Raw genomic sequence first — 20,178 nt, 5'->3', positions numbered from 1 at the left:
CAATTCAAATTAATAGAGAGTTTAACTAAACAATACGATAAAATTCAGCAACTATAATCCTAACCAATAATACTATGACAAAAACACAAAACACAACAGGTAAAAACAGTACGTTAGTACCTATAATTATTATTGCAGGACTCTTCTTTATTTTCGGATTTGTTACCTGGATAAATGGGGCCTTAATTCCGTTTATGAAAACCATAAACGAACTTACCGATGCACAATCTTATTTAGTAGCGTCGGCCTCTTATATTTCATTTGTTGTTATGGCGCTTCCGGCCTCTTATATTCTAAATAAAATAGGATATAGAAAAGGGATGTCTTTAGGTTTAATCATTATGGGGGGTGGAGCCTTAGTTTTTATTCCTGCTGCCGAAGCAAGAACCTATTGGGTGTTTTTATCCGGGATATTTATTCAAGGTGTTGGTATGACGTTGTTACAAACGGCATCCAATCCATATATTACCATTTTAGGTCCTATAGAAAGTGGTGCCAAACGTATCGCTATTATGGGGATTGCCAATAAAACAGCCGGAGCATTAGGGGCGTTAATTTTTGGAGCACTTTTGTTATCGGGTATAGATGAGGTTAAAGAACAATTAGGAACAGCATCTGTTGAAGAAAAAGGACAGCTTTTAGATACCATGGCCGATAGTGTTTTTATGCCTTATTTAGTCATGGCTATTGTGCTTTTTGTACTAGGAGTTTTAATAAGAAAAGCACCATTACCACATGTTGAGCCAGTAGAGTCTGTAGAAGAAACTTCAGGTAAAAGCACAAAAACAAGCATCTTTCAATTTCCACATTTATGGTTGGGAGTAATAGCTTTATTTGTTTACGTAGGTGCCGAGGTTATTGCTGGAGATACTATTATTTCTTACGGTATTTCTCTTGGTTTTACAGGTGAAGAAGCTAAATATTTTACAACTTATACGCTAATGGCTATGGTTGCTACATACGCTTTAGGTGTTATTTTAATTCCAAAATATGTAAGCCAAACAAAAGCTTTAATAACAAGTGCTATTTTAGGTATCATCTTTAGTTTTTGCATATTAAATACCACCGGTTTTACATCTGTTTTATTTGTAGCAGCTCTAGGTATTTCAAACGCATTAGTTTGGCCTGCAATATGGCCGTTAACCTTAGATGGTTTAGGGAAGTTTACCAAAACAGCATCGGCATTATTAATTATGGCCATTTCAGGGGGAGCTATTATTCCACCTTTATATGGTAGGATGGTAGATGCTAATAAATTACAATTAATAGCTGATGGTTTATCAAAAGCCGATGCGACAGCTTCTGCCGCAACAAGTAGCTACTGGATTTTAATTCCTTGTTATGCTTTTATTCTTTTTTATGCGGTTCGGGGACATAAAATAAAAAGTTGGACCAAAAAATAATTGTACGTAAAAAACATAGTTAAAAAAACATTATAATAATTAAACGTTATGTTAAAAAGTAGTATTGATAAAGCCACTGGATTCGAAAAGCGATTTGAGAATATTGGCACCGTAGTTTTTGAAAATTCAACAGAGGCTTCTAAAGCTGTGGCTAAAGAAATTGCAGCGCTTATTAGAGTTAAACAATCCCAAAAACAACCTTGTATTTTAGGGTTAGCAACAGGCTCTTCTCCAAAAGGTTTATATGCGGAATTGGTACGTTTACATAAAGAAGAAGATTTAAGCTTTAAAAACGTGATTTCTTTTAATTTAGATGAATATTATCCTATGGAGCCAGACTCTGTAAATAGTTATGTTCGTTTTATGAAAGAGCAATTATTTAATCATGTTGATATTTTACCTGAAAATTATCATGTGCCAGATGGTTTGCTATCCAAAGAAGCTATTGCCGATTATTGTAATGCTTACGAAGCAAAAATTGAAGCTTTAGGAGGTATCGATTTACAAATTTTAGGTATTGGAGGTAACGGTCATATTGGTTTTAACGAGTCTGGGTCGCTTCAAAATTCAAAAACGCGTTTAGTGGCTTTAGATCATATCACGAGATTAGCGGCTAGTGGTGATTTTTCTGGTTTAGGAAATACGCCAAGAACGGCTATTACTTTAGGTGTGAAAAAAATTATGGAAGCTAAAAGAGTTATTTTGTTAGCTTGGGGAGAGGGTAAATCAAATGTTATAAAGGCTTCAGCTGAAGGAGAAGTAACGAGTCGTGTGCCTGCTTCATATTTGCAAGAGCATAATAATGCAACATTTATTTTAGATCAAGCGGCAGCTTCTAAGTTAACGAGAATTAACTCGCCTTGGTTGGTAGAAAAAATTGAATGGACCGATAAACTTATTAGAAAAGCAGTTTTAAATTTAGCGCTAGATTTAAAGAAACCTATTTTAATGCTTACCGATGACGATTATATTGAAAACGGTATGAGTGATTTATTGGCCGATTCGGGACCAGCTTACGATATTAATATAAAAATATTCAACAAGCTACAAAACACCATTACCGGTTGGCCAGGTGGAAAACCAAATGCCGATGATAGTAAACGTCCAGAACGTGCTAAGCCAGCAAAAAAACGTGTCCTACTTTTTAGTCCGCATCCTGATGATGACGTTATTAGTATGGGAGGAACGTTTAAAAGATTGCATGAGCAAGGTCACGAAGTACATTTGGGGTATCAAACTTCAGGAAATATTGCCGTAGCTGATGATGAAGCGCTTCGATTTGCACGTTTTGTTTGCGATTATAATGAGAAGTTTGGAATTTCAAGTGATGAAGCCGACGCTATTTACAAAAAAGCAGTGGCATTTCTTGTAAACAAAAAATCTAGTGAAATAGATATTCCAGAAGTACGCTATATAAAAGGGGTGATTAGAAAAGGAGAAGCACGTGCGGCTTGTCATTTTATAGGTATTCCAGATGAGCAAATTCACTTTATGGAATTACCGTTTTATGAAACAGGCGCCGTAAAGAAAAATCCTATTGGTGTTGCTGATGTTCAAATTACTAAGGATTTAATAGAGAAAATTAAGCCACATCAAATTTATGCAGCTGGAGATTTAGCCGATCCGCACGGAACCCATAAGGTGTGTTTAGATGCTGTTTTTCAGGCTGTAAAAGAGTTGAAGCCTAAGGCGTTTATGAAAGATTGCTGGGTTTGGTTATATCGTGGTGCATGGCAAGAATGGGGTGTCGATGAAATAGAAATGGCTGTGCCAATGGGGCCAGATCAAGTTTTAGAAAAGCGTAAAAGTATTTTTAAACATCAGTCGCAAAAAGATGGTGTTGTTTTTCAAGGTACAGATAGTAGAGAGTTTTGGCAACGAGCCGAAGATAGAAATAAAGAAACCGCAGACTTATACGATCGGTTAGGTATGGCGCAATATGCGGCTATGGAAGCTTTTGTAAGATGGCATTATTAAGTTGTTTAGGTGTATTTAATAAGGAGTTAAAAAAACTGAAAGTTTACTTCCAAACTGATGGTTATTTGGTGCTTTAAAATGAAAATGAGTAGAATGAGGTTGTGGTAATTGTAAATGGAAAATCTGAAACAACTTGTTTAAAGATTAAGGGGTGTTTAAGTGTGATTTTTAGTCATGCTGTTTGGTTTGTCTATTTTATTCGAAAAATAAGCATTTAAACGTTTTTGTGTTGTAAGTATTGGTTTATAAAATGATGTTTTAAAACTCAGGATTGCATTCAATTCTGAGTTTTTTTTTAACTGTAAAATATCTAAAAGATTTAAAGTAGCGTGTTTAGTATATAAAATTTAACTTCATAAAACATGATATTATTTAGGTTTTGGGTTCATAAAATTAGTTATTTTTAAAGCTTAAAACTCGATAATTTTGAAATCTACATATACAACCGTTCTCATTTTATTAGTGCTATTTGGTCTTTTTTCTTGTAAAGAAAAGGAGTCTAAGTATGTGGAAGCATCTAGTGAAACTAAAAATGTTTTTGCATCTACAGCACAGATTCCCGACGATCATTTTTTAGGGGATCAAACTTGTAAAGAATGTCATGCCGATCAATTTAAGGACTGGCAAGGGTCAGATCATGACAAGGCCATGCAAGAGGTCTCGGATTCTACTATTTTAGCCGATTTTAATAATGTGAAATTTACAAGTCAAGGGGTAACGTCTCACTTTTATAAAAAAGGAGGCGATTTTTATGTGAATACCGAAGGCCCAGAAGGCACTTACCAAGATTATAAAATTGTGTATACCTTCGGGATAAAACCATTACAGCAATATATTGTGCAATTTCCAAATGGGCATTATCAATGTTTAAGAACGGCTTGGGATACGGTAAAAGGCAAATGGTTCGACTTGTATCCCGATTTTAAAGTCGTGCATTCCGAATGGTTGCATTGGTCTAGAGGTGGGTTAAATTGGAATACCATGTGTTCGGACTGCCATTCGACCAATGTTAGAAAAAATTATGACTATAAAACGGATAGTTATGATACCAAATATGCCATTATTAATGTGAATTGTGAAGCGTGCCATGGGCCAGGAAAAACACATGTAGAGCAAGCTAAGTTAGAAGGGGAAGACTATACGTTTTCGGGAGATTTAAAAATGACGGTTGGTACAGATTCTCAAGATTTGGTCGATCAATGTGCCAGATGTCACATGCGGCGAGAACAAGTTTCGGAATATTTTAATTTTGAAGGGACTATGTTGGATCATTATTTTCCTGAGTTAATTAATTTAAATACTTATCATCCCGACGGACAAATTTTAGATGAGGATTATGTGTATGGCTCTTTTGTGCAAAGTAAAATGTATCACAATGGCGTGACTTGTATTAATTGTCACGATTCACATTCATACAAACTTAAATTTGAAGGGAATTTATTATGTGCACAATGCCATGTTCCTGATACATACGATACGCCTGCGCATCATTTTCATGAGAAAGATACCGAGGGTGCTCAATGTATTAATTGCCACATGACGGGTAAATATTATATGGGGAATGATTTTAGAAGAGATCATAGTTTTAGAATTCCAAGACCAGATTTAAGTATAAAATACGCTACGCCAAATGCGTGTATTCAATGTCACAAGGATAAAGATAATGAGTGGGCTTGGGAAAATTTTAAAAAACAATATGGTAAGCCAGATTATAAACATTTTTCCGATCTGCTAGCGCCTGGATTGTTGGGGCATGCAAATGGGGTAAACGATTTGATGGAGTTAGCTAAAGATTCTGTGTATCCAGATATTGCAAGAGCATCCGCGGTTAGTGGGCTTAGAAATTATTTCGATGCCGATGCGGTTGATAATCTTATTCGTTTTTTAGATGATGATTCACCATTAGTTAGAGCAGCTACTTTAGATGTTGTTAGTAGTATGAACTCGAGTGATTATGTAAACGACTTACTGCCGTTATTAAATGATGAAAAACGAGCTGTAAGGGTTAGAGCTTATTTTGCTTTGGGGTATTTAGATGAAATCCAAATACCTAAACATTATAAAGTAGTCTATGAGAAGGTGAAAAAAGAATTTGAAACACAGTTGGAAGTAACATCAGATTTTGTAGGCGGACGAGTGAAAAAAGGTGATTATTATCTTAATAAAGGGAATTTAAAAGCTGCAATTAAATGTTATGAAAGTGCTTTAGAGATTGATAATATCAATAATATGGTAAGAACAAATTTAGCTAATTTGTACTATAGAGATGGTGATTTTGAAAAATCAGAAATAGCCTATAAAAAAATTATAGCATTAGAGCCTGATTATGCTCCAACTTATTATTCTTATGGGCTTTTGTTGGCTGAGTTAAACCGGATAAATGAAGCGATAGAACAGCTGAATCTTGCTATTAAAAAAGGACCAGAGCATATAAGGTTTTATTATAATTTAAGTTTACTTTATGATAAAGTGGACAACGCAAAGCAAGCCGAAACTATAGCGGTAAAAGGTTTAAAATTGGATCCTAATAATGAGAGTTTGTTGTATGTATTAGCTTATATTTATAATAAAGGGAGTCAAATAAATAAAGCCAGAAATATTGTGGCTAGGTTAGTGCAATTGTTTCCTAATAATGTGGAGTATGCTAATTTTTATAAACAGCTTAATCTTAGTAATTAAAAAGAATACGTTGTAAATTATGGTAATTTATTAGTTTTAAATATATAATTTTATGTAAAATAAATATTAAATTTTTTTGTTAACTTTTTTATGTTAGTAAGTTTTTAAATAGTTCTTTTTTAGTGTTTTATATTTTATTTGTGATAACTTTATTTTATTTTGTATTATTTAATTGTTTATTTTTGAGTATAAATTACACTTCAAAACAAATTAAAACCTTATTTAGTAATGAAATCCAAAACAATACGTCCTCCACAAAAAACTTATTCCAGAGATGAAGCTTTAAAAGCGGCTCTTAACTATTTTAAAGGCGATGAATTAGCGGCATCTGTGTGGTTAAATAAATACGCTTTAAAAGATTCTGCTGATAATATTTATGAAAGCACTCCTGATGAGATGCATCAAAGAATAGCTTCCGAAATAGCTAGAGTAGAGCAGAAGTATGTAAATCCGTTAACGACATCTGAAATATTTGAAGTGATTAAAAATTTTAAATATGTTGTGCCTCAAGGTAGTCCAATGGCAGGAATTGGAAATCCTTTTCAAATTGCTTCTTTATCCAATTGTTTTGTGATTGGTAATAACGGTGAGTCAGATTCTTATGGGGGTATCATGAAAATAGATCAAGAACAAGTCCAGTTAATGAAGCGAAGAGGAGGTGTTGGTCACGATTTATCTCACATTCGTCCCAAGGGGTCTCCTGTAAAAAATTCAGCATTAACTTCTACGGGGATTGTGCCGTTTATGGAGCGTTATTCAAACTCAACTCGGGAAGTTGCGCAAGATGGAAGACGAGGCGCACTCATGCTGTCGGTATCTATTAATCATCCCGATGCGGAAGATTTCATCGATGCTAAATTAGCTCAAGGAAAAGTTACTGGCGCCAATGTTTCTGTGCGAATAGATAATAGGTTTATGGAAGCTGTAAAAAGGGGAGAAAATTATACGCAAAAATATCCAACATTTAGTGAAAATCCTGTTTATAGCAAAACTATAGATGCTACTAAAATTTGGAAGAAAATTGTGCATAATGCTTGGAAATCGGCGGAACCTGGGATTTTATTTTGGGATACTATCATTAATGAATCTGTGCCAGATTGTTATGCCGATTTAGGGTATAAAACAGTGTCTACAAACCCATGTGGAGAAATCCCTTTATGTCCGTATGATTCTTGTAGATTGTTGGCTATTAACTTGTATTCTTATGTAGAAAATCCGTTTACAAAACAAGCTAAATTCAATTTTGAATTATTCAAAAAACATATAATTATCGCTCAAAGAATGATGGATGACATTATTGATTTGGAGTTGGAAAAAATAGATGGAATTTTAGCAAAAATTGATGCCGATCCGGAAGAGGATGTTGTAAAAGCAACAGAAAGAAACCTGTGGTTAAATATTAAACAAAAAGCTTTTGAAGGTAGAAGAACGGGTATTGGTATTACAGCAGAAGGCGATATGTTAGCCGCTTTAGGTATTCGTTACGGAAGTGAAGAAGGGAATGCTTTTTCTACGGAAGTGCATAAAGTTTTAGGGATTGAAACCTATAGAGCTTCTGTAAATTTGGCTAAAGAAAGAGGGGCTTTTGCTATTTTTGACGCCGATCGCGAAAAGGAAAATCCGTTTATTTTGCGCTTAAAAGAAGCGGATAGTAAGTTGTATTACGAAATGTTAGAGCATGGGCGTAGAAATATTGCTTTATTAACTATTGCTCCAACGGGAACTACGAGTTTAATGACGCAAACATCTTCTGGAATTGAGCCTGTGTTTATGCCTGTTTATAAACGAAGAAAAAAGGTGAATCCAAGTGATAAGGATGCGCGTGTTGATTTTGTAGATGAAGTAGGAGATTCTTGGGAAGAGTATATTGTTTTTCATCATCGATTTAAAGAGTGGATGGAAGTTAATAATATCGATTCTTCAAAGAATTTTTCGGAAGATGAGTTAAGTGATTTAGTAAAACAATCGCCATATTATAAAGCAACATCTAATGATATTGATTGGAATAGTAAAGTAGAAATGCAAGGCGCTATTCAAAAATGGGTAGATCATTCTATTAGTGTTACGGTTAATTTGCCGCAGGATGTTACAGAAGAATTGGTAGGTGAATTGTATTTAAAAGCCTGGGAAGTGGGCTGTAAAGGTGTAACGGTTTATAGAGATGGTTCGCGTTCTGGAGTTTTAATTTCTGCGGAAGAAAAGAAAGACGATAAAATCACCTCTAGTTTTCCTAAGAAACGCCCTCAGGTTTTAGAGGCGGATGTGGTGCGTTTTCAAAATCAAAAAGAAAAATGGATTGCTTTTGTTGGTTTAGTAGATAATAGGCCTTATGAGATTTTTACAGGATTAGCAGATGATGAAGATGGTATTTTAATTCCGCGTTGGGTTGATAAAGGACTTATTATTAAAAGCAGAAATGAAGATGGGTCGTCGCGTTACGATTTTCAATATCAAAATAAACGAGGGTATAAAACTACTATTGAAGGCTTATCTCATAAATTTAATCCGGAATTTTGGAATTATGCTAAGTTAATTTCCGGAACCTTACGTCACGGTATGCCGATTGATAAAATTGTAGATCTAATTCAGAGTTTACAGTTAGATTCAGAATCTATTAATACTTGGAAAAATGGCGTACAAAGGGCTTTAAAACGTTATGTTGAAGATGGTACCAAAGTAAAAGGTCAAACTTGTGAAAACTGTAATTCTACAGATTTAATTTACCAAGAAGGCTGTTTAACCTGTCAGGAATGTGGTTCTTCTAAGTGTGGATAGAATCAAAAAAATAAGCCATATTTCATTAATGAAATATGGCTTATTTTTTTTAGTATAATATTATGATTAAATATTTTTGTAATGAACGTACGTTCATTATCTTTATTTAAAATTAATACCATGCCGCGTCCTAAAAAAAAGAGAAAAATTAATGGCCCGCCTAAAATGCTTGGGTTTAAGCCATTCGGAATTCGATGTTGTGAAACCGATCATGTGGTTATGCAATATGAAGAATATGAAGCGCTCAAATTAGTGGTGTATGATGATCTTTCTCAAGATGACGCCGCTGAAAAGATTGAAGTTTCCAGACCAACACTTACCCGTATTTATAATAGTGCTTTAAAAAAAATAGGACAAGCCTTCGTAGAAGGAAAAGCTATAATAATTAAAGGAGGAGATTTCGAGTTTGAAAAAGATTGGTACAAATGCAAAAGGTGTTTCAAACTTATTGATAATGTTGAAAACTCCAAAACTTGTGGTGATTGTGCTACCAATGATGAAGAGGAACTCGTGAAATTAAACGAATAAATTATGCCAAATTTTAATCATAAAGGTCCAGAGAATTTAGGGCCACGAACAGGAATGAGGTTAGGTAAATGCAAAAAGTCAAAATTTGAAGATTTTGAATATCTAGACAATCGCCCTTTTAGGAAAGGGAGACGGAAAAAAATTACTAGTAATAAATTGAAACTGCTAGATTACAGAAAAATGAAAAGGATAGCCATACCAATAACAAAAAATAATACTGTTGAAAATCATTTTGGACAAAGTGAATTTTATGAAATTTACACCTTTTCTAGTGAAAATGATATTATAGATTTACAATTATTAGAACCACAAACTGGTAGCGGATGTAAATCGAATATAATAGATGTTTTTGTTGAAGAAGGTGTTGGGGCTATCATATCAGATTGTATAGGCGATAAGTTTTTAATTAAATTAAAAGAAGCGGGAATTAACGTTATACGCGGGTATTCTGGAAATTCTGCCGATATCATTTTAGAGTTTATTGAAAATAAACTTTCAGATAAAGAAGGACATGGTTTTAGTTGTAATCAAAAAAATAACAAAAAACATTCATGTCAACACAGGTAAAAAAAGTAGTTAGCTAACAGTTGGTTATACTGTTTAAAATTATAACGCAAAATTAAATTAATCAAGAAACATGACATCGTGATTACGGATATATTTAAATTAAGACCACGTTATGGTGAGGTGGACAAAATGGGCTATGTGTATCATGCTAATTATGTAACGTACTGCCATCAAGCACGTAACGAACTTTTACGAAAATTAGGTTTAGATGAGGTTAAGCTTGAAAAGAATAACATTATACTTCCCGTGATTTCTTTTGATATTCAATATAAAAAACCAGCGCATTATGATGAGCTTTTAACTATTAAAACCTTAATTAAAAGTATGCCAAAGGTGCGATTTAGTTTAGAATTTGAAATAAAAAATGAGCAACATGAACTTTTAAGTAAAGCTGAATCAACTGTTGTTTTTGTGGATGATAAATCGCGTTTACCAAAGCAGATTCCAAATTTTATTAAAGAAATACTTGAAAATGAGTTTAAACTGCCCGCTAAGTAAAAAACAACAGAATTAACTAAAATTTTATTAAATAATAACGGTTAACCTACTCAGATTTTAAATTTTAATTAAAAATTAGGTGTGTTGTGGTGTTATAGAATTTTTATTGTGCAATTTTATAATATAAACACGTTATTTGCACTGTTTAAAAAATAATTGATACTAATCTTTACAGGTTAGATTGTTAGTAAAATAGGTTCTTGATAGAACATTAAATTAAAGTACATATGACAAATAATATACTTATAGAGGATCAATATAAAAGAACAAGTTTATTTGAAAAGGAAAATGTAAATTATCTAGTTCATGTTCTAAAACGATTTAATACTGTACCCAAGATAAATAATATAAATATAATTACCTCTACTAGTGTACCTAACGTTTTTAAAATTGTACCAAATGAATCTATTATAATAGGGGCATTGTATTTAAAAAACCCTGTTTTAGCACTAGTTTATTTAAGGTATGGTATAGAATGGCAACTTTGGTATAAAGCTTTAGAGCGTAAAAATGAGGATATCGCTCTTTGTGATGTTGCTGCTTTTGAAGTTACCCGGATATTCTATAAATTATTACGAAAAGAGGATAAAGAAAAGTTGGAAGGGGTGAATTACGTTTTAATTAATTTAATTAAAGATAGCGAAGATTTAAGTGTAAAATCACTATTAAATCAAAAAGAATTACAGGCCTTTCATGGTATAAATAATGTTAATAAAGTATTTAAAGATACATGGAAACCAATTATTGAAAATTTAGCAAAACCAACGGAATATTTATTAATGGCCGGAGGCGATCTTAGATTGAATATTGATGAGGTTGAGTTGTTAAATAAATATGGTTGCAGACCATTTCCAAGACCAGATGCCTTTACTTTTGCTTCTTCTACAGCAACTAGCGTCTCTAATTTTGCTTTTGATAAAACAGATAAGGCAAGAAGTATATTAATTAAAAATAGTTTAAAACATGGCTTTAAGCAGAGTACCATTGAGTTTTCGGAATTATTAAAGCAGAATTTAAGAAAAATATTTGGAATAAATGAGGCTTGTGAAATCATTTTCTCCCCATCAGGAACCGATTCTTCACTTCAAGTAGCGGCTATTACTCAAATTATTACAAATAAAGAAATCACACATGTGTTAGTCGCGTCAGACGAAACAGGAAGTGGGGTACCCGCCGCATTAAAAGGTTGTCATTTTGAAAATAATACGGCATTAAATTATCCCATTACAAAAGGAGATAAACTGGAGGGTTTTAGAGATGTCGATTTAATTAAAGTTCCGTTTAGAGACGAAAATGGGCAATTAAAAACCACAGATCAATTGGATGATGAGGTGTTTAAAGCTATTTCTGAAACTAATAAATTAGGAAAGCATATCGTCTTGCATGTTATGGATCATTCAAAATTAGGCTATCAATCGCCTAGTGAGAAAATGATGAAGAATTTAGATACGCTCAAAGATTTATCTATACAAGTTATTATAGACGCCGCCCAATTAAGGTTAGATCCAACCGATGTGCAGTGTTATCTAGATAACGGGTATATTGTAAGTATAACAGGAAGTAAATATTTTACAGGACCTCCATATTCGGGAGCATTAATTTTTCCAAAAAATGTAACTAAAACCATAGTTTCTACTAAAAAAATGTTGCCAGAGGGCTTAACGAAATATTACAATTATTCTGATTGGCCAACATCCTGGGTTTGTTCAACAGGTTTGTCTGATGGATTTAATTACGGGTCTTATATGCGTTGGAATGCGGCCATAGTTGAAATGGATCGCTATTTTAAAACACCAATTTTATATAGAAATATGGGAATTGAAATGTTCTGTAATTTTGTTGAAGACTCTATAAAAGAAGCTGTTTTTTTAGAACCTGTTTATGCTAATGAAATCCGTACCAATACTTATAATGATAAAGAATTTGGAATAAGAAATATTCGTACTATTTTTCCTTTTTTCATTCTTAAAGATAATGAAGCATTACCTATAAATCAAGTTAAAAAACTTTATACGTTATTAAACTCAGATTTGTCTGCTAAGTTTGAAGGTGCTCCATTAGAAATTATTAGACTTGCTGGTCAAAAATGTCATATTGGCCAAGCCGTTAGTGTAAAATATGGTAATAATTTACAAAGTGCTGTTTTAAGAATTAGTTTAGGGGCACGTGTTATTTCAGAAAGTTGGGTAAATAGAGATATTAGTTTGTTTTTTAGAAATATAGAAACACAAATGGATCAAATTACCGTTATTATTAAAAAAATAGAGTTGATTCTCGCGCATTCAGAATTAATGAATTAAAATAAGATCGATTGAGGTTATTTAAAAAATAATTATGTCTTTTATTTTTTATGAAATAATGAGAACAAATTTCTGTAGCTATACCTGTTAAAAGCTATTGGTCTAGAAAAGCGATTTCTTTTGGAAAACTTAGTTTAAATGTTGTTCCAATATTTAATGCGCTATCAATGGTAATTTGTCCTCCTAAATCTTCCATTTGAACTTTTGTTAAGTAAAGCCCAATGCCTTCAGAGTCTTTTCTGTCACTTTCATGAAAGGTATTGTACATACCAAATATTTGCGATTTGTATTTCTTTAAATCAATGCCAATCCCATTATCTGCAACCAAAATTTCGAAGCTGTCTTTAGTTTGAATACTTTTTATATCAATTACCGGAGTTTTACTTGGGTGCACGTACTTTAGGGCGTTAGATATTAAATTATGAAAAATACTTTCTATATATGCCGAATTTCCGGTAACAAATAAATTGGAGTCTATATCTATATTTATGACGGCTTTTTTTGTGGTAATATCCATGTCAAGGTTTTGTAGTATAGTTGAAATGGAACGATTTATGTTGATATTTCTATTGGTGTTATTGTATTCGGGGCTCACACTAATAACCTCGTTTAAATTGGTAATTGTAGTGGTTAAAGCAGATGAAATGGTTTTTAAATAATTAAACATTTCATCCTTTTCCTCTTCAGATGTTGAAGATTCATAAAACTCTAAAACGCTAGTTAAATTGCCAATATGTGTTCTTAAATTATGAGAAACAATGTGGGTAAAATTATAAAGTCTTTTGTTTTGATCTGTAATGATTTTAAAATTTTCATTTAAAAGCATTTCATTTTTTTTTCGCTGTGTAATGTCTACGTGGGTACCTATAATACGTAAGGGCTTACCAGTTTTATCTTTCCTTACAATTTTTCCGCGGTCTAAAACCCATTTGTAATTTCCATCTTTGCATAATACGCGATGTTCGTTTTTATAGGTATCTATGTTTCCTAATAAATGATTTTGTAAGTCTTTATGGTAGGTGTCTCGGTCTTCTGGGTGTACCCGTTTATGCCATTCTTCTGGAATGTTTTTTATTTCATTATTTTTATACCCTAAAATATTTTTAGATTCTTTGCTATAGAAAATTTTATTTGTTTTAGCATTCCAGTCCCAAACCCCTATTTTGGAGTTTTCTACAGCAAATTTCCATTTCATTTTTTTGGGTTTAAAAAACTGACGTATAGTTGAAATTACATACATACTATTTTTAGGGATTTAATGCGGTTGGTTTATAATAAATAGATGTTGTAATTGAGACACAAGTATTTAAAGTAAGTCACTTTTAAAACCTGTTTTTTTAACTTATTTCTTACATGAATCTTTTTTCCTCGGATGAAATTGCTCTATTACCTTAGAAAGGTGTGTGTTATCCAAATGCACGTAAATTTCGGTAGTGGTAATACTTTCATGGCCTAACATAAGTTGTATGGAACGTAAATCGGCATTATTTTCCAACAGATGTGTTGCAAAAGAGTGTCTAAAAGTATGTGGAGAAATACGTTTTTTTAAATCAATTTTTACAGCTAATTGTTTAATTATAGTAAAAATCATGGCGCGCGTTAATTGTTTTCCTCGTCGGTTTAAAAATAAGGTGTCTTCAAAGCCAGCCTGAATATTCATGTGGTTTCTAATGTTTTTTCTATAGATGTTGATGTATTTTTTAGTAACATCCACAATAGGAACAAAGCGTTGTTTATCGCCTTTTCCGGTAACTTTTATAAAGCCTTCATCAAAAAATAAATCTGATAGTTTTAAATTTACCAATTCACTCACCCGTAAACCGCAACCGTATAAGGTTTCTAGCATGGCACGATTGCGTTCGCCTTCTGGTTTGCTTAAATCTATGGCTTTTATTAGGCGGTCAATTTCTTCTTCCGATAAGGTATCTGGAAGTTTACGCCCTATTTTAGGTGATTCTATAAGTTCTAAAGGATTATTTACACGGTAATCTTCAAAAACCAAGTAATTGAAAAAACTTCGTAATCCCGAAATTAAACGAGATTGCGAGCGTTCGTTAATTTTTTTAGACGCACTATATATAAATTCACGGATGGTAACTTCAGAAATAGAAATAGGAGTCTCGTTAATTTCTTTTTCTTCAAGGAAAGATATTAATTTCTCAACATCTAGCACATAACTATGTATTGAGTTTTCTGATAATCCACGCTCTATTTTTAGGTAGAAAACATAATCCTTTATAGCTTGATTCCATTTCATTAGGATAAAAGTAAAGAAAATATGTGGAGTTATTTCAATTAAAATAAAACTTAAAAATTAAAAGAAAGAACTAATTTTTATTTGGTTAAAAGTTGTTTGTTTTAAAAAGGGTGTGGATTTATTTTTATGTAAAAATTAAATATATTTACCGTATGAAAAAATTAATGATTATCAACGGGCCAAATTTAAATTTATTAGGAAAAAGAGAGCCTGAAATTTATGGAAGCCTAACTTTTGAAGACTTTTTTAGCCAATTAAAAGCACAATATCCAACGGTAAGTTTGGAGTATTTTCAATCTAATATAGAAGGCGAACTTATTGATAAGTTACACGAAGTAGGCTTTAGTTATGACGGTGTTATTTTAAATGCTGGTGCTTATACCCATACTTCTATTGGTATTGGCGATGCTATAAAAGGGATTACAACCCCGGTAGTAGAAGTGCATATTTCTAACACGTTTTCTCGCGAAGAATTTCGTCATCAATCATATATTTCGCCAAATGCTAAAGGCGTAATTTTAGGCTTTGGTATGGCAAGTTACGGATTAGCTATACAGAGTTTTTTGTAATTTAATTTAAGGAGAACACTTAGTTTCTTTTAAGTTTAAATTATAAAATTTTTATGAAAGATTAACAGCTATTAAAGTTAGCTTTGTGTAGTATTATTTACAAGCATTTAACTATGAAGGAAACTTTACTTATTCTATGTATAATTTATCCTGCTTATTTTGTGTTAAATGCACAAGACAAAACAAAAGAAAAAGAAGATTCGTTTGAGATAAGCGATCAAGTTAATATAAATAAAACGGTATTACCTTTCTCCAGTTACTTCTCGGAATATAGATTAAATGATAATTGGATTATTCGAGCCGAAAATATTGAAACTAACTTTGGAGGTTTTGGTGAGAGCTATGGGGTAAAAGAATTTCCATTATTAGCGAAATATAGTTTTGCTGAAAAGTTTAGTGTGCTCTTTGGAGCAACAACAAATTTGCTTTTTAAAAATGGAACTATAGAGGATGTATCAACTTCAGCAACTTTAGGCGTGCAATACGATGTTAACGAATCATTATTGATGGAAGCTCGGTTTAATTATAATTTAAGCAACGATAGTCCATTTAAACAAAGTTTACCAAGTACAAACTCGCTTTTTAAATTAGGAGCCAAATATAAGTTTTAAAAAAAAATGCGATTCAAAATTTTTTGAATCGCATTTTTTATATTTCTAACGTTTAAAAACGTTTTATATTAGATATGAATCACTTCATCATAAGCCGCTGCAACAGCTTCCATAACAGCCTCACTCATGGTTGGGTGTGGGTGAATGGTTTTTAATACTTCATGACCTGTAGTTTCTAGTTTTCTACCTAAAACAGCCTCAGCAATCATATCGGTAACACCAGCTCCAACCATGTGGCATCCTAACCATTCGCCATATTTAGCATCGAAAATTACTTTTACAAAACCTTCTTTATTTCCGCCAGCACTAGCTTTTCCAGACGCAGAGAATGGGAATTTACCAATCTTAACATCTAAACCTTTTTCCTTAGCTTGTTTTTCAGTAATACCAACAGAGGCAATCTCAGGTGTACAGTAAGTACAACCAGGAATGTTTCCGTAGTCTAAAGCTTGAACATGTTGTCCGGCTAATTTTTCAACACAAAGTATCCCTTCAGCAGAAGCAACGTGGGCTAAAGCTGGACCAGGAGTAATATCGCCAATTGCAAAATATCCAGGGATATTAGTTTGGTAAAAATCGTTAACTATAACTTTATCTCTATCTACAACAATTCCAACATCTTCTAATCCAATGTTTTCAATGTTTGTTTTAATTCCAACAGCACTTAAAATAATATCAGCTTCAAGAACTTCTTCACCTTTACTAGTTTTAACCGTTGCTTTTACACCCTTGCCAGAAGTATCAATAGAAGTTACTTCAGAAGAAGTCATCACTTTAATACCTCCTTTTTTGAAAGAGCGTTCTACTAATTTAGATACATCCTCGTCTTCAACAGGAACAATATTAGGTAAATATTCTACAATAGTAACATCGGTTCCCATAGAGTTGTAAAAGTATGCAAACTCAACACCAATAGCTCCAGAACCAACCACAATCATTTTTTTAGGTTGTTTCTTTAAAGTTAAGGCTTGTCTGTATCCAATTACTTTTTCACCATCCTGTGGTAAATTTGGTAACTCACGCGAGCGAGCTCCAGTAGCAATGATAATATTATCGGCACTATATTCAGTACCATCAACATCAATTTTTTTGCCAGGTTTAAGTTTTCCGTAACCGTTTATAACGTCTACTTTGTTTTTCTTTAATAAAAACTGTACACCTTTGCTCATACCATCAGCAACACTACGGCTACGTTTTACAACAGCATCAAAATCGTGCTCTGCATCTTTAACTTTTAAACCGTAATCTTCAGCATGTTTAAGATATTCAAAAACTTGAGCAGATTTTAATAAGGCTTTCGTAGGGATACATCCCCAGTTTAAGCAAACTCCACCAAGGTTTTCTTTTTCAACAATAGCAGTTTTAAAACCTAATTGTGACGCTCTAATAGCAGTTACATAACCACCAGGTCCACTTCCAAGAACAATAATATCGTATTTACTCATTTGTTAAATTTTAGGTTACGAATTTACAAAATCGAATTGTAATAATGAATTAACTTGGCCTTAAATCGAAAAAAAATAGCCAATAAATATTTATAAAGTTTCCATTGCTTTTTAGGAGATTTAGCTATAATATAATCTGTCATTTAATCTGTTATTGTTTTATTATCTTTGCATGGCAAGTTATTATTTATGAACATACCTAAAACAAGTTTCTCACGAATTGTAATTATTGGTGGTGGTTTTGCAGGAGTGGCATTAGCCAAAAAATTATCGAAACAAGAAGTCCAAGTGGTATTATTGGATAAGCATAATTACCACACATTTCAGCCTTTGTTATATCAAGTATCTACGGGTGGGTTAGAGCCAGACTCTATTGCCTATCCTATAAGAAAGATTTTAAAAGACTTTCCAAACTTTCATTTCAGACTTGCAGAAGTAAATGAAATTGATACCACTTGCAACACCATAAAAACGAATATAGGCGATTTAAAATTCGATTATTTAGTTGTAGCATCGGGTTCTAAAACCAACTATTTTGGAAATTCCGAAATAGAAAAGCACAGTATGGCCATGAAAACCATACCGCAATCCTTAAATTTAAGAAGTTTAATTCTAGAAAATTTTGAGGAGGCGCTATTAACGTCAGATTTAAACGAGCGTATCGCGCTTATGAGTTTTGTAATTGTAGGCGGAGGACCAACAGGCGTAGAGCTTGCCGGAGCATTGGCCGAAATAAAAAAAGGTATTCTACCTAAAGATTATCCCGATCTCGATACCCGTTTGGCGCAAATAAATATCATTCAATCCGGAGATGTTTTGTTAAAAAGGATGAGTGCCAATGCCTCAGCAAAAGCCGAAGATTTTCTCGAAAAACTAGGCGTACACGTTTGGAAAAATGTTCGTGTAACTAATTACGATGGCAAAACGGTTACAACTAATTCCGATTTAACCTTCGATACCGCCACCGTAGTTTGGGCTGCAGGTGTACAAGGCGCAACCATTAAAGGGTTGGATGCCAAAGATTTTGTAACTCGTGGAAATCGGTTGTTGGTAAACCAGTACAACCAAGTAAAAGGTTTCGAACATATTTTTGCCATCGGTGATATTGCCTGTATGGCCACCGAAGCATACCCGAATGGTTTACCTATGATGGCGCAACCAGCCATTCAACAAGGCCAGCAATTGGGCGAAAATCTTCTTAATCTTATTGAAGAAAAACCTCTAAAACCCTTTAGTTATAAAGATAAAGGAGCCATGGCAACCATAGGTAGAAACAAAGCAGTAGTCGATTTAAAAAACATTAGATTTCAAGGTGTTTTTGCTTGGTATGTTTGGATGTTTGTGCATTTATTCTTCCTAATTGGTTTCCGAAATCGTATGGTTGTTTTCGTAAATTGGGTCTATAATTATATCCGTTTCGACCGCGAAGCCCGCTTAATTATACGTCCGTTTAAAAAGAAATTTAAAGTATAACCATCTATTGTTTTTTAAGGGCGAGTTGCCATGAAAAATGGCAAACAGGCTTTCCGCTATATCTTTTTTTGCAGGTAGGTATTTTTGTATTTAGTAAAAATTTAGCTAAACTAAAGTTGGAGCTATTTAAAATAGAAAAGGTAGTACAAAAAAAGGATGCCGCATCAATCCTTCTCGCGGGGCGTATTTGTTAAGGTGTTTTTACTTGTTTCTTTTTGCTGTGTGTTTGCAAGTTTAGGTTTTTTTGTCATGTCGACCAAAGGTGGCATCACATACGTGTAAGTTATTTCATCCTATAAACCATGATGCGATTTCTCCTGCGTCGAAATGACAATCGTCGATTATTTATGAAAATCAATAAATTTGAAGGTGTTGGTTTTCAACCTAAATTCCAGTAAAAAATAAGTTCTTTTTTGTCATGTCGACCAAAGGAGACATCACATATGAGTAGTAAGTTATTAGACTCTAAAAATATGATGAGATTTCTCCTCACGTCGAAATAACAATTGCTGATTGTTTTTTATTATAAATCCATTTAAAGAAGTTGCTTTTCAACCTAAATTCCAGTTAAAAATAAGTTCTTTTTTGTCATGTCGACCAAAGGAGACATCACAAATGAGTAAGTTATTTCAACCTGTAAACCATGATGCGATTTCTCCTCACGTCGAAATGACAATTGCTGATTGTTTTTTATTATAAATCCATTTAAAGAAGTTGCTTTTCAATCTAAATTCCAGTAAAAAATAAGTTCTTTTTTGTCATGTCGACCGAAGGAGACATCACATACGCGTAAGTTATTTCATCCTATAAACCATGATGCGATTTCTCCTCACGTCGAAATGACAATCGTCGATTATTTATGAAAATCAATAAATTTGAAGGTGTTGGTTTTCAACCTAAATTCCAGTTAAAAATAAGTTCTTTTTTGTCATGTCGACCAAAGGAGACATCACATATGCGTAAGTTATTTCAACCTGTAAACCATGATGCGATTTCTCCTGCGTCGAAATAACAATTGCTGATTGTTTTTTATTATAAATCCATTTAAAGAAGTTGCTTTTCAACCTAAATTCCAGTTAAAAATAAGTTCTTTTTT

The 20,178-nt window shown here is 33.0% G+C and carries 14 protein-coding genes; 11 read left to right on the top strand and 3 right to left on the bottom strand.

What is annotated here, in order from left to right; genetic code table 11:
* Positions 1-74 precede the first annotated feature (74 nt).
* The 8 genes from FQU21_RS07285 to FQU21_RS07250 all read left to right on the top strand — a co-directional run bounded on the left by FQU21_RS07285 (position 75) and on the right by FQU21_RS07250 (position 12,727).
* Positions 75-1,403: a sugar MFS transporter gene (locus FQU21_RS07285; RefSeq protein WP_147677344.1), complete on the top strand. Its 1,329-nt coding sequence runs from the start codon at positions 75-77 to the stop codon at positions 1,401-1,403.
* Positions 1,404-1,451: 48 nt separating this feature from the next.
* The gene (gene nagB / locus FQU21_RS07280; RefSeq protein ID WP_147677343.1) at positions 1,452-3,380 is read left to right on the top strand and encodes a glucosamine-6-phosphate deaminase; all 1,929 of its coding nucleotides are present in this window, start codon (positions 1,452-1,454) and stop codon (positions 3,378-3,380) included.
* A 426-nt stretch (positions 3,381-3,806) separates the two neighbouring features.
* Positions 3,807-6,059 (top strand): multiheme c-type cytochrome, encoded by a 2,253-nt coding sequence (locus FQU21_RS07275; RefSeq protein ID WP_246124787.1) that lies wholly within the window; start codon positions 3,807-3,809, stop codon positions 6,057-6,059.
* Between the two features lie 228 nt (positions 6,060-6,287).
* Complete coding sequence (locus tag FQU21_RS07270) at positions 6,288-8,834, top strand: adenosylcobalamin-dependent ribonucleoside-diphosphate reductase (protein ID WP_147677342.1); 2,547 nt, start codon at positions 6,288-6,290, stop codon at positions 8,832-8,834.
* An 81-nt stretch (positions 8,835-8,915) separates the two neighbouring features.
* A complete protein-coding gene (locus tag FQU21_RS07265) occupies positions 8,916-9,362 on the top strand; it encodes a DUF134 domain-containing protein (protein ID WP_147677341.1) in 447 nt (148 codons plus the stop codon).
* Between the two features lie 3 nt (positions 9,363-9,365).
* Positions 9,366-9,929 carry a NifB/NifX family molybdenum-iron cluster-binding protein gene (locus tag FQU21_RS07260; protein ID WP_147677340.1) on the top strand — a complete coding sequence of 188 codons (564 nt, stop codon included), beginning with the start codon at positions 9,366-9,368 and terminating at the stop codon, positions 9,927-9,929.
* Between the two features lie 78 nt (positions 9,930-10,007).
* Complete coding sequence (locus tag FQU21_RS07255) at positions 10,008-10,427, top strand: acyl-CoA thioesterase (protein ID WP_246124786.1); 420 nt, start codon at positions 10,008-10,010, stop codon at positions 10,425-10,427.
* A 227-nt stretch (positions 10,428-10,654) separates the two neighbouring features.
* Positions 10,655-12,727 (top strand): hypothetical protein, encoded by a 2,073-nt coding sequence (locus FQU21_RS07250; protein ID WP_147677339.1) that lies wholly within the window; start codon positions 10,655-10,657, stop codon positions 12,725-12,727.
* A gap of 94 nt (positions 12,728-12,821) precedes the next feature.
* Here the strand turns inward: FQU21_RS07250 and FQU21_RS07245 are convergent, their stop codons facing one another.
* Together FQU21_RS07245 and xerD are read right to left on the bottom strand one after the other, a co-directional pair.
* The gene (locus FQU21_RS07245) at positions 12,822-13,922 is read right to left on the bottom strand and encodes a PAS domain-containing sensor histidine kinase (RefSeq protein WP_187269341.1); all 1,101 of its coding nucleotides are present in this window, start codon (positions 13,920-13,922) and stop codon (positions 12,822-12,824) included.
* Between the two features lie 147 nt (positions 13,923-14,069).
* On the bottom strand, positions 14,070-14,984 hold the full coding sequence (xerD, locus tag FQU21_RS07240) for a site-specific tyrosine recombinase XerD (RefSeq protein ID WP_147677337.1): 915 nt from the start codon (positions 14,982-14,984) through the stop codon (positions 14,070-14,072).
* A gap of 152 nt (positions 14,985-15,136) precedes the next feature.
* Here xerD and aroQ point away from each other — a divergent pair, with 152 nt between their 5' ends.
* Together aroQ and FQU21_RS07230 are read left to right on the top strand one after the other, a co-directional pair.
* Positions 15,137-15,553 (top strand): type II 3-dehydroquinate dehydratase, encoded by a 417-nt coding sequence (gene aroQ / locus FQU21_RS07235; protein WP_147677336.1) that lies wholly within the window; start codon positions 15,137-15,139, stop codon positions 15,551-15,553.
* Between the two features lie 113 nt (positions 15,554-15,666).
* A complete protein-coding gene (locus FQU21_RS07230; protein ID WP_147677335.1) occupies positions 15,667-16,164 on the top strand; it encodes a PorT family protein in 498 nt (165 codons plus the stop codon).
* Positions 16,165-16,232: 68 nt separating this feature from the next.
* Here FQU21_RS07230 and lpdA read toward each other — a convergent pair whose 3' ends face one another.
* Positions 16,233-17,609 carry a dihydrolipoyl dehydrogenase gene (gene lpdA, locus FQU21_RS07225; protein WP_147677334.1) on the bottom strand — a complete coding sequence of 459 codons (1,377 nt, stop codon included), beginning with the start codon at positions 17,607-17,609 and terminating at the stop codon, positions 16,233-16,235.
* 189 nt (positions 17,610-17,798) lie between these two features.
* Here lpdA and FQU21_RS07220 point away from each other — a divergent pair, with 189 nt between their 5' ends.
* Positions 17,799-19,082 carry an NAD(P)/FAD-dependent oxidoreductase gene (locus FQU21_RS07220; RefSeq protein ID WP_147677333.1) on the top strand — a complete coding sequence of 428 codons (1,284 nt, stop codon included), beginning with the start codon at positions 17,799-17,801 and terminating at the stop codon, positions 19,080-19,082.
* Positions 19,083-20,178 lie beyond the last annotated feature (1,096 nt).

It is taken from the genome of Algibacter pacificus (assembly GCF_008033385.1).
GTDB classification, from domain to species: domain Bacteria; phylum Bacteroidota; class Bacteroidia; order Flavobacteriales; family Flavobacteriaceae; genus Algibacter; species Algibacter pacificus.
The sequence above is the reverse complement of the archived record's forward strand: the minus strand, read 5'-3'. Positions and strand labels throughout refer to the sequence as shown.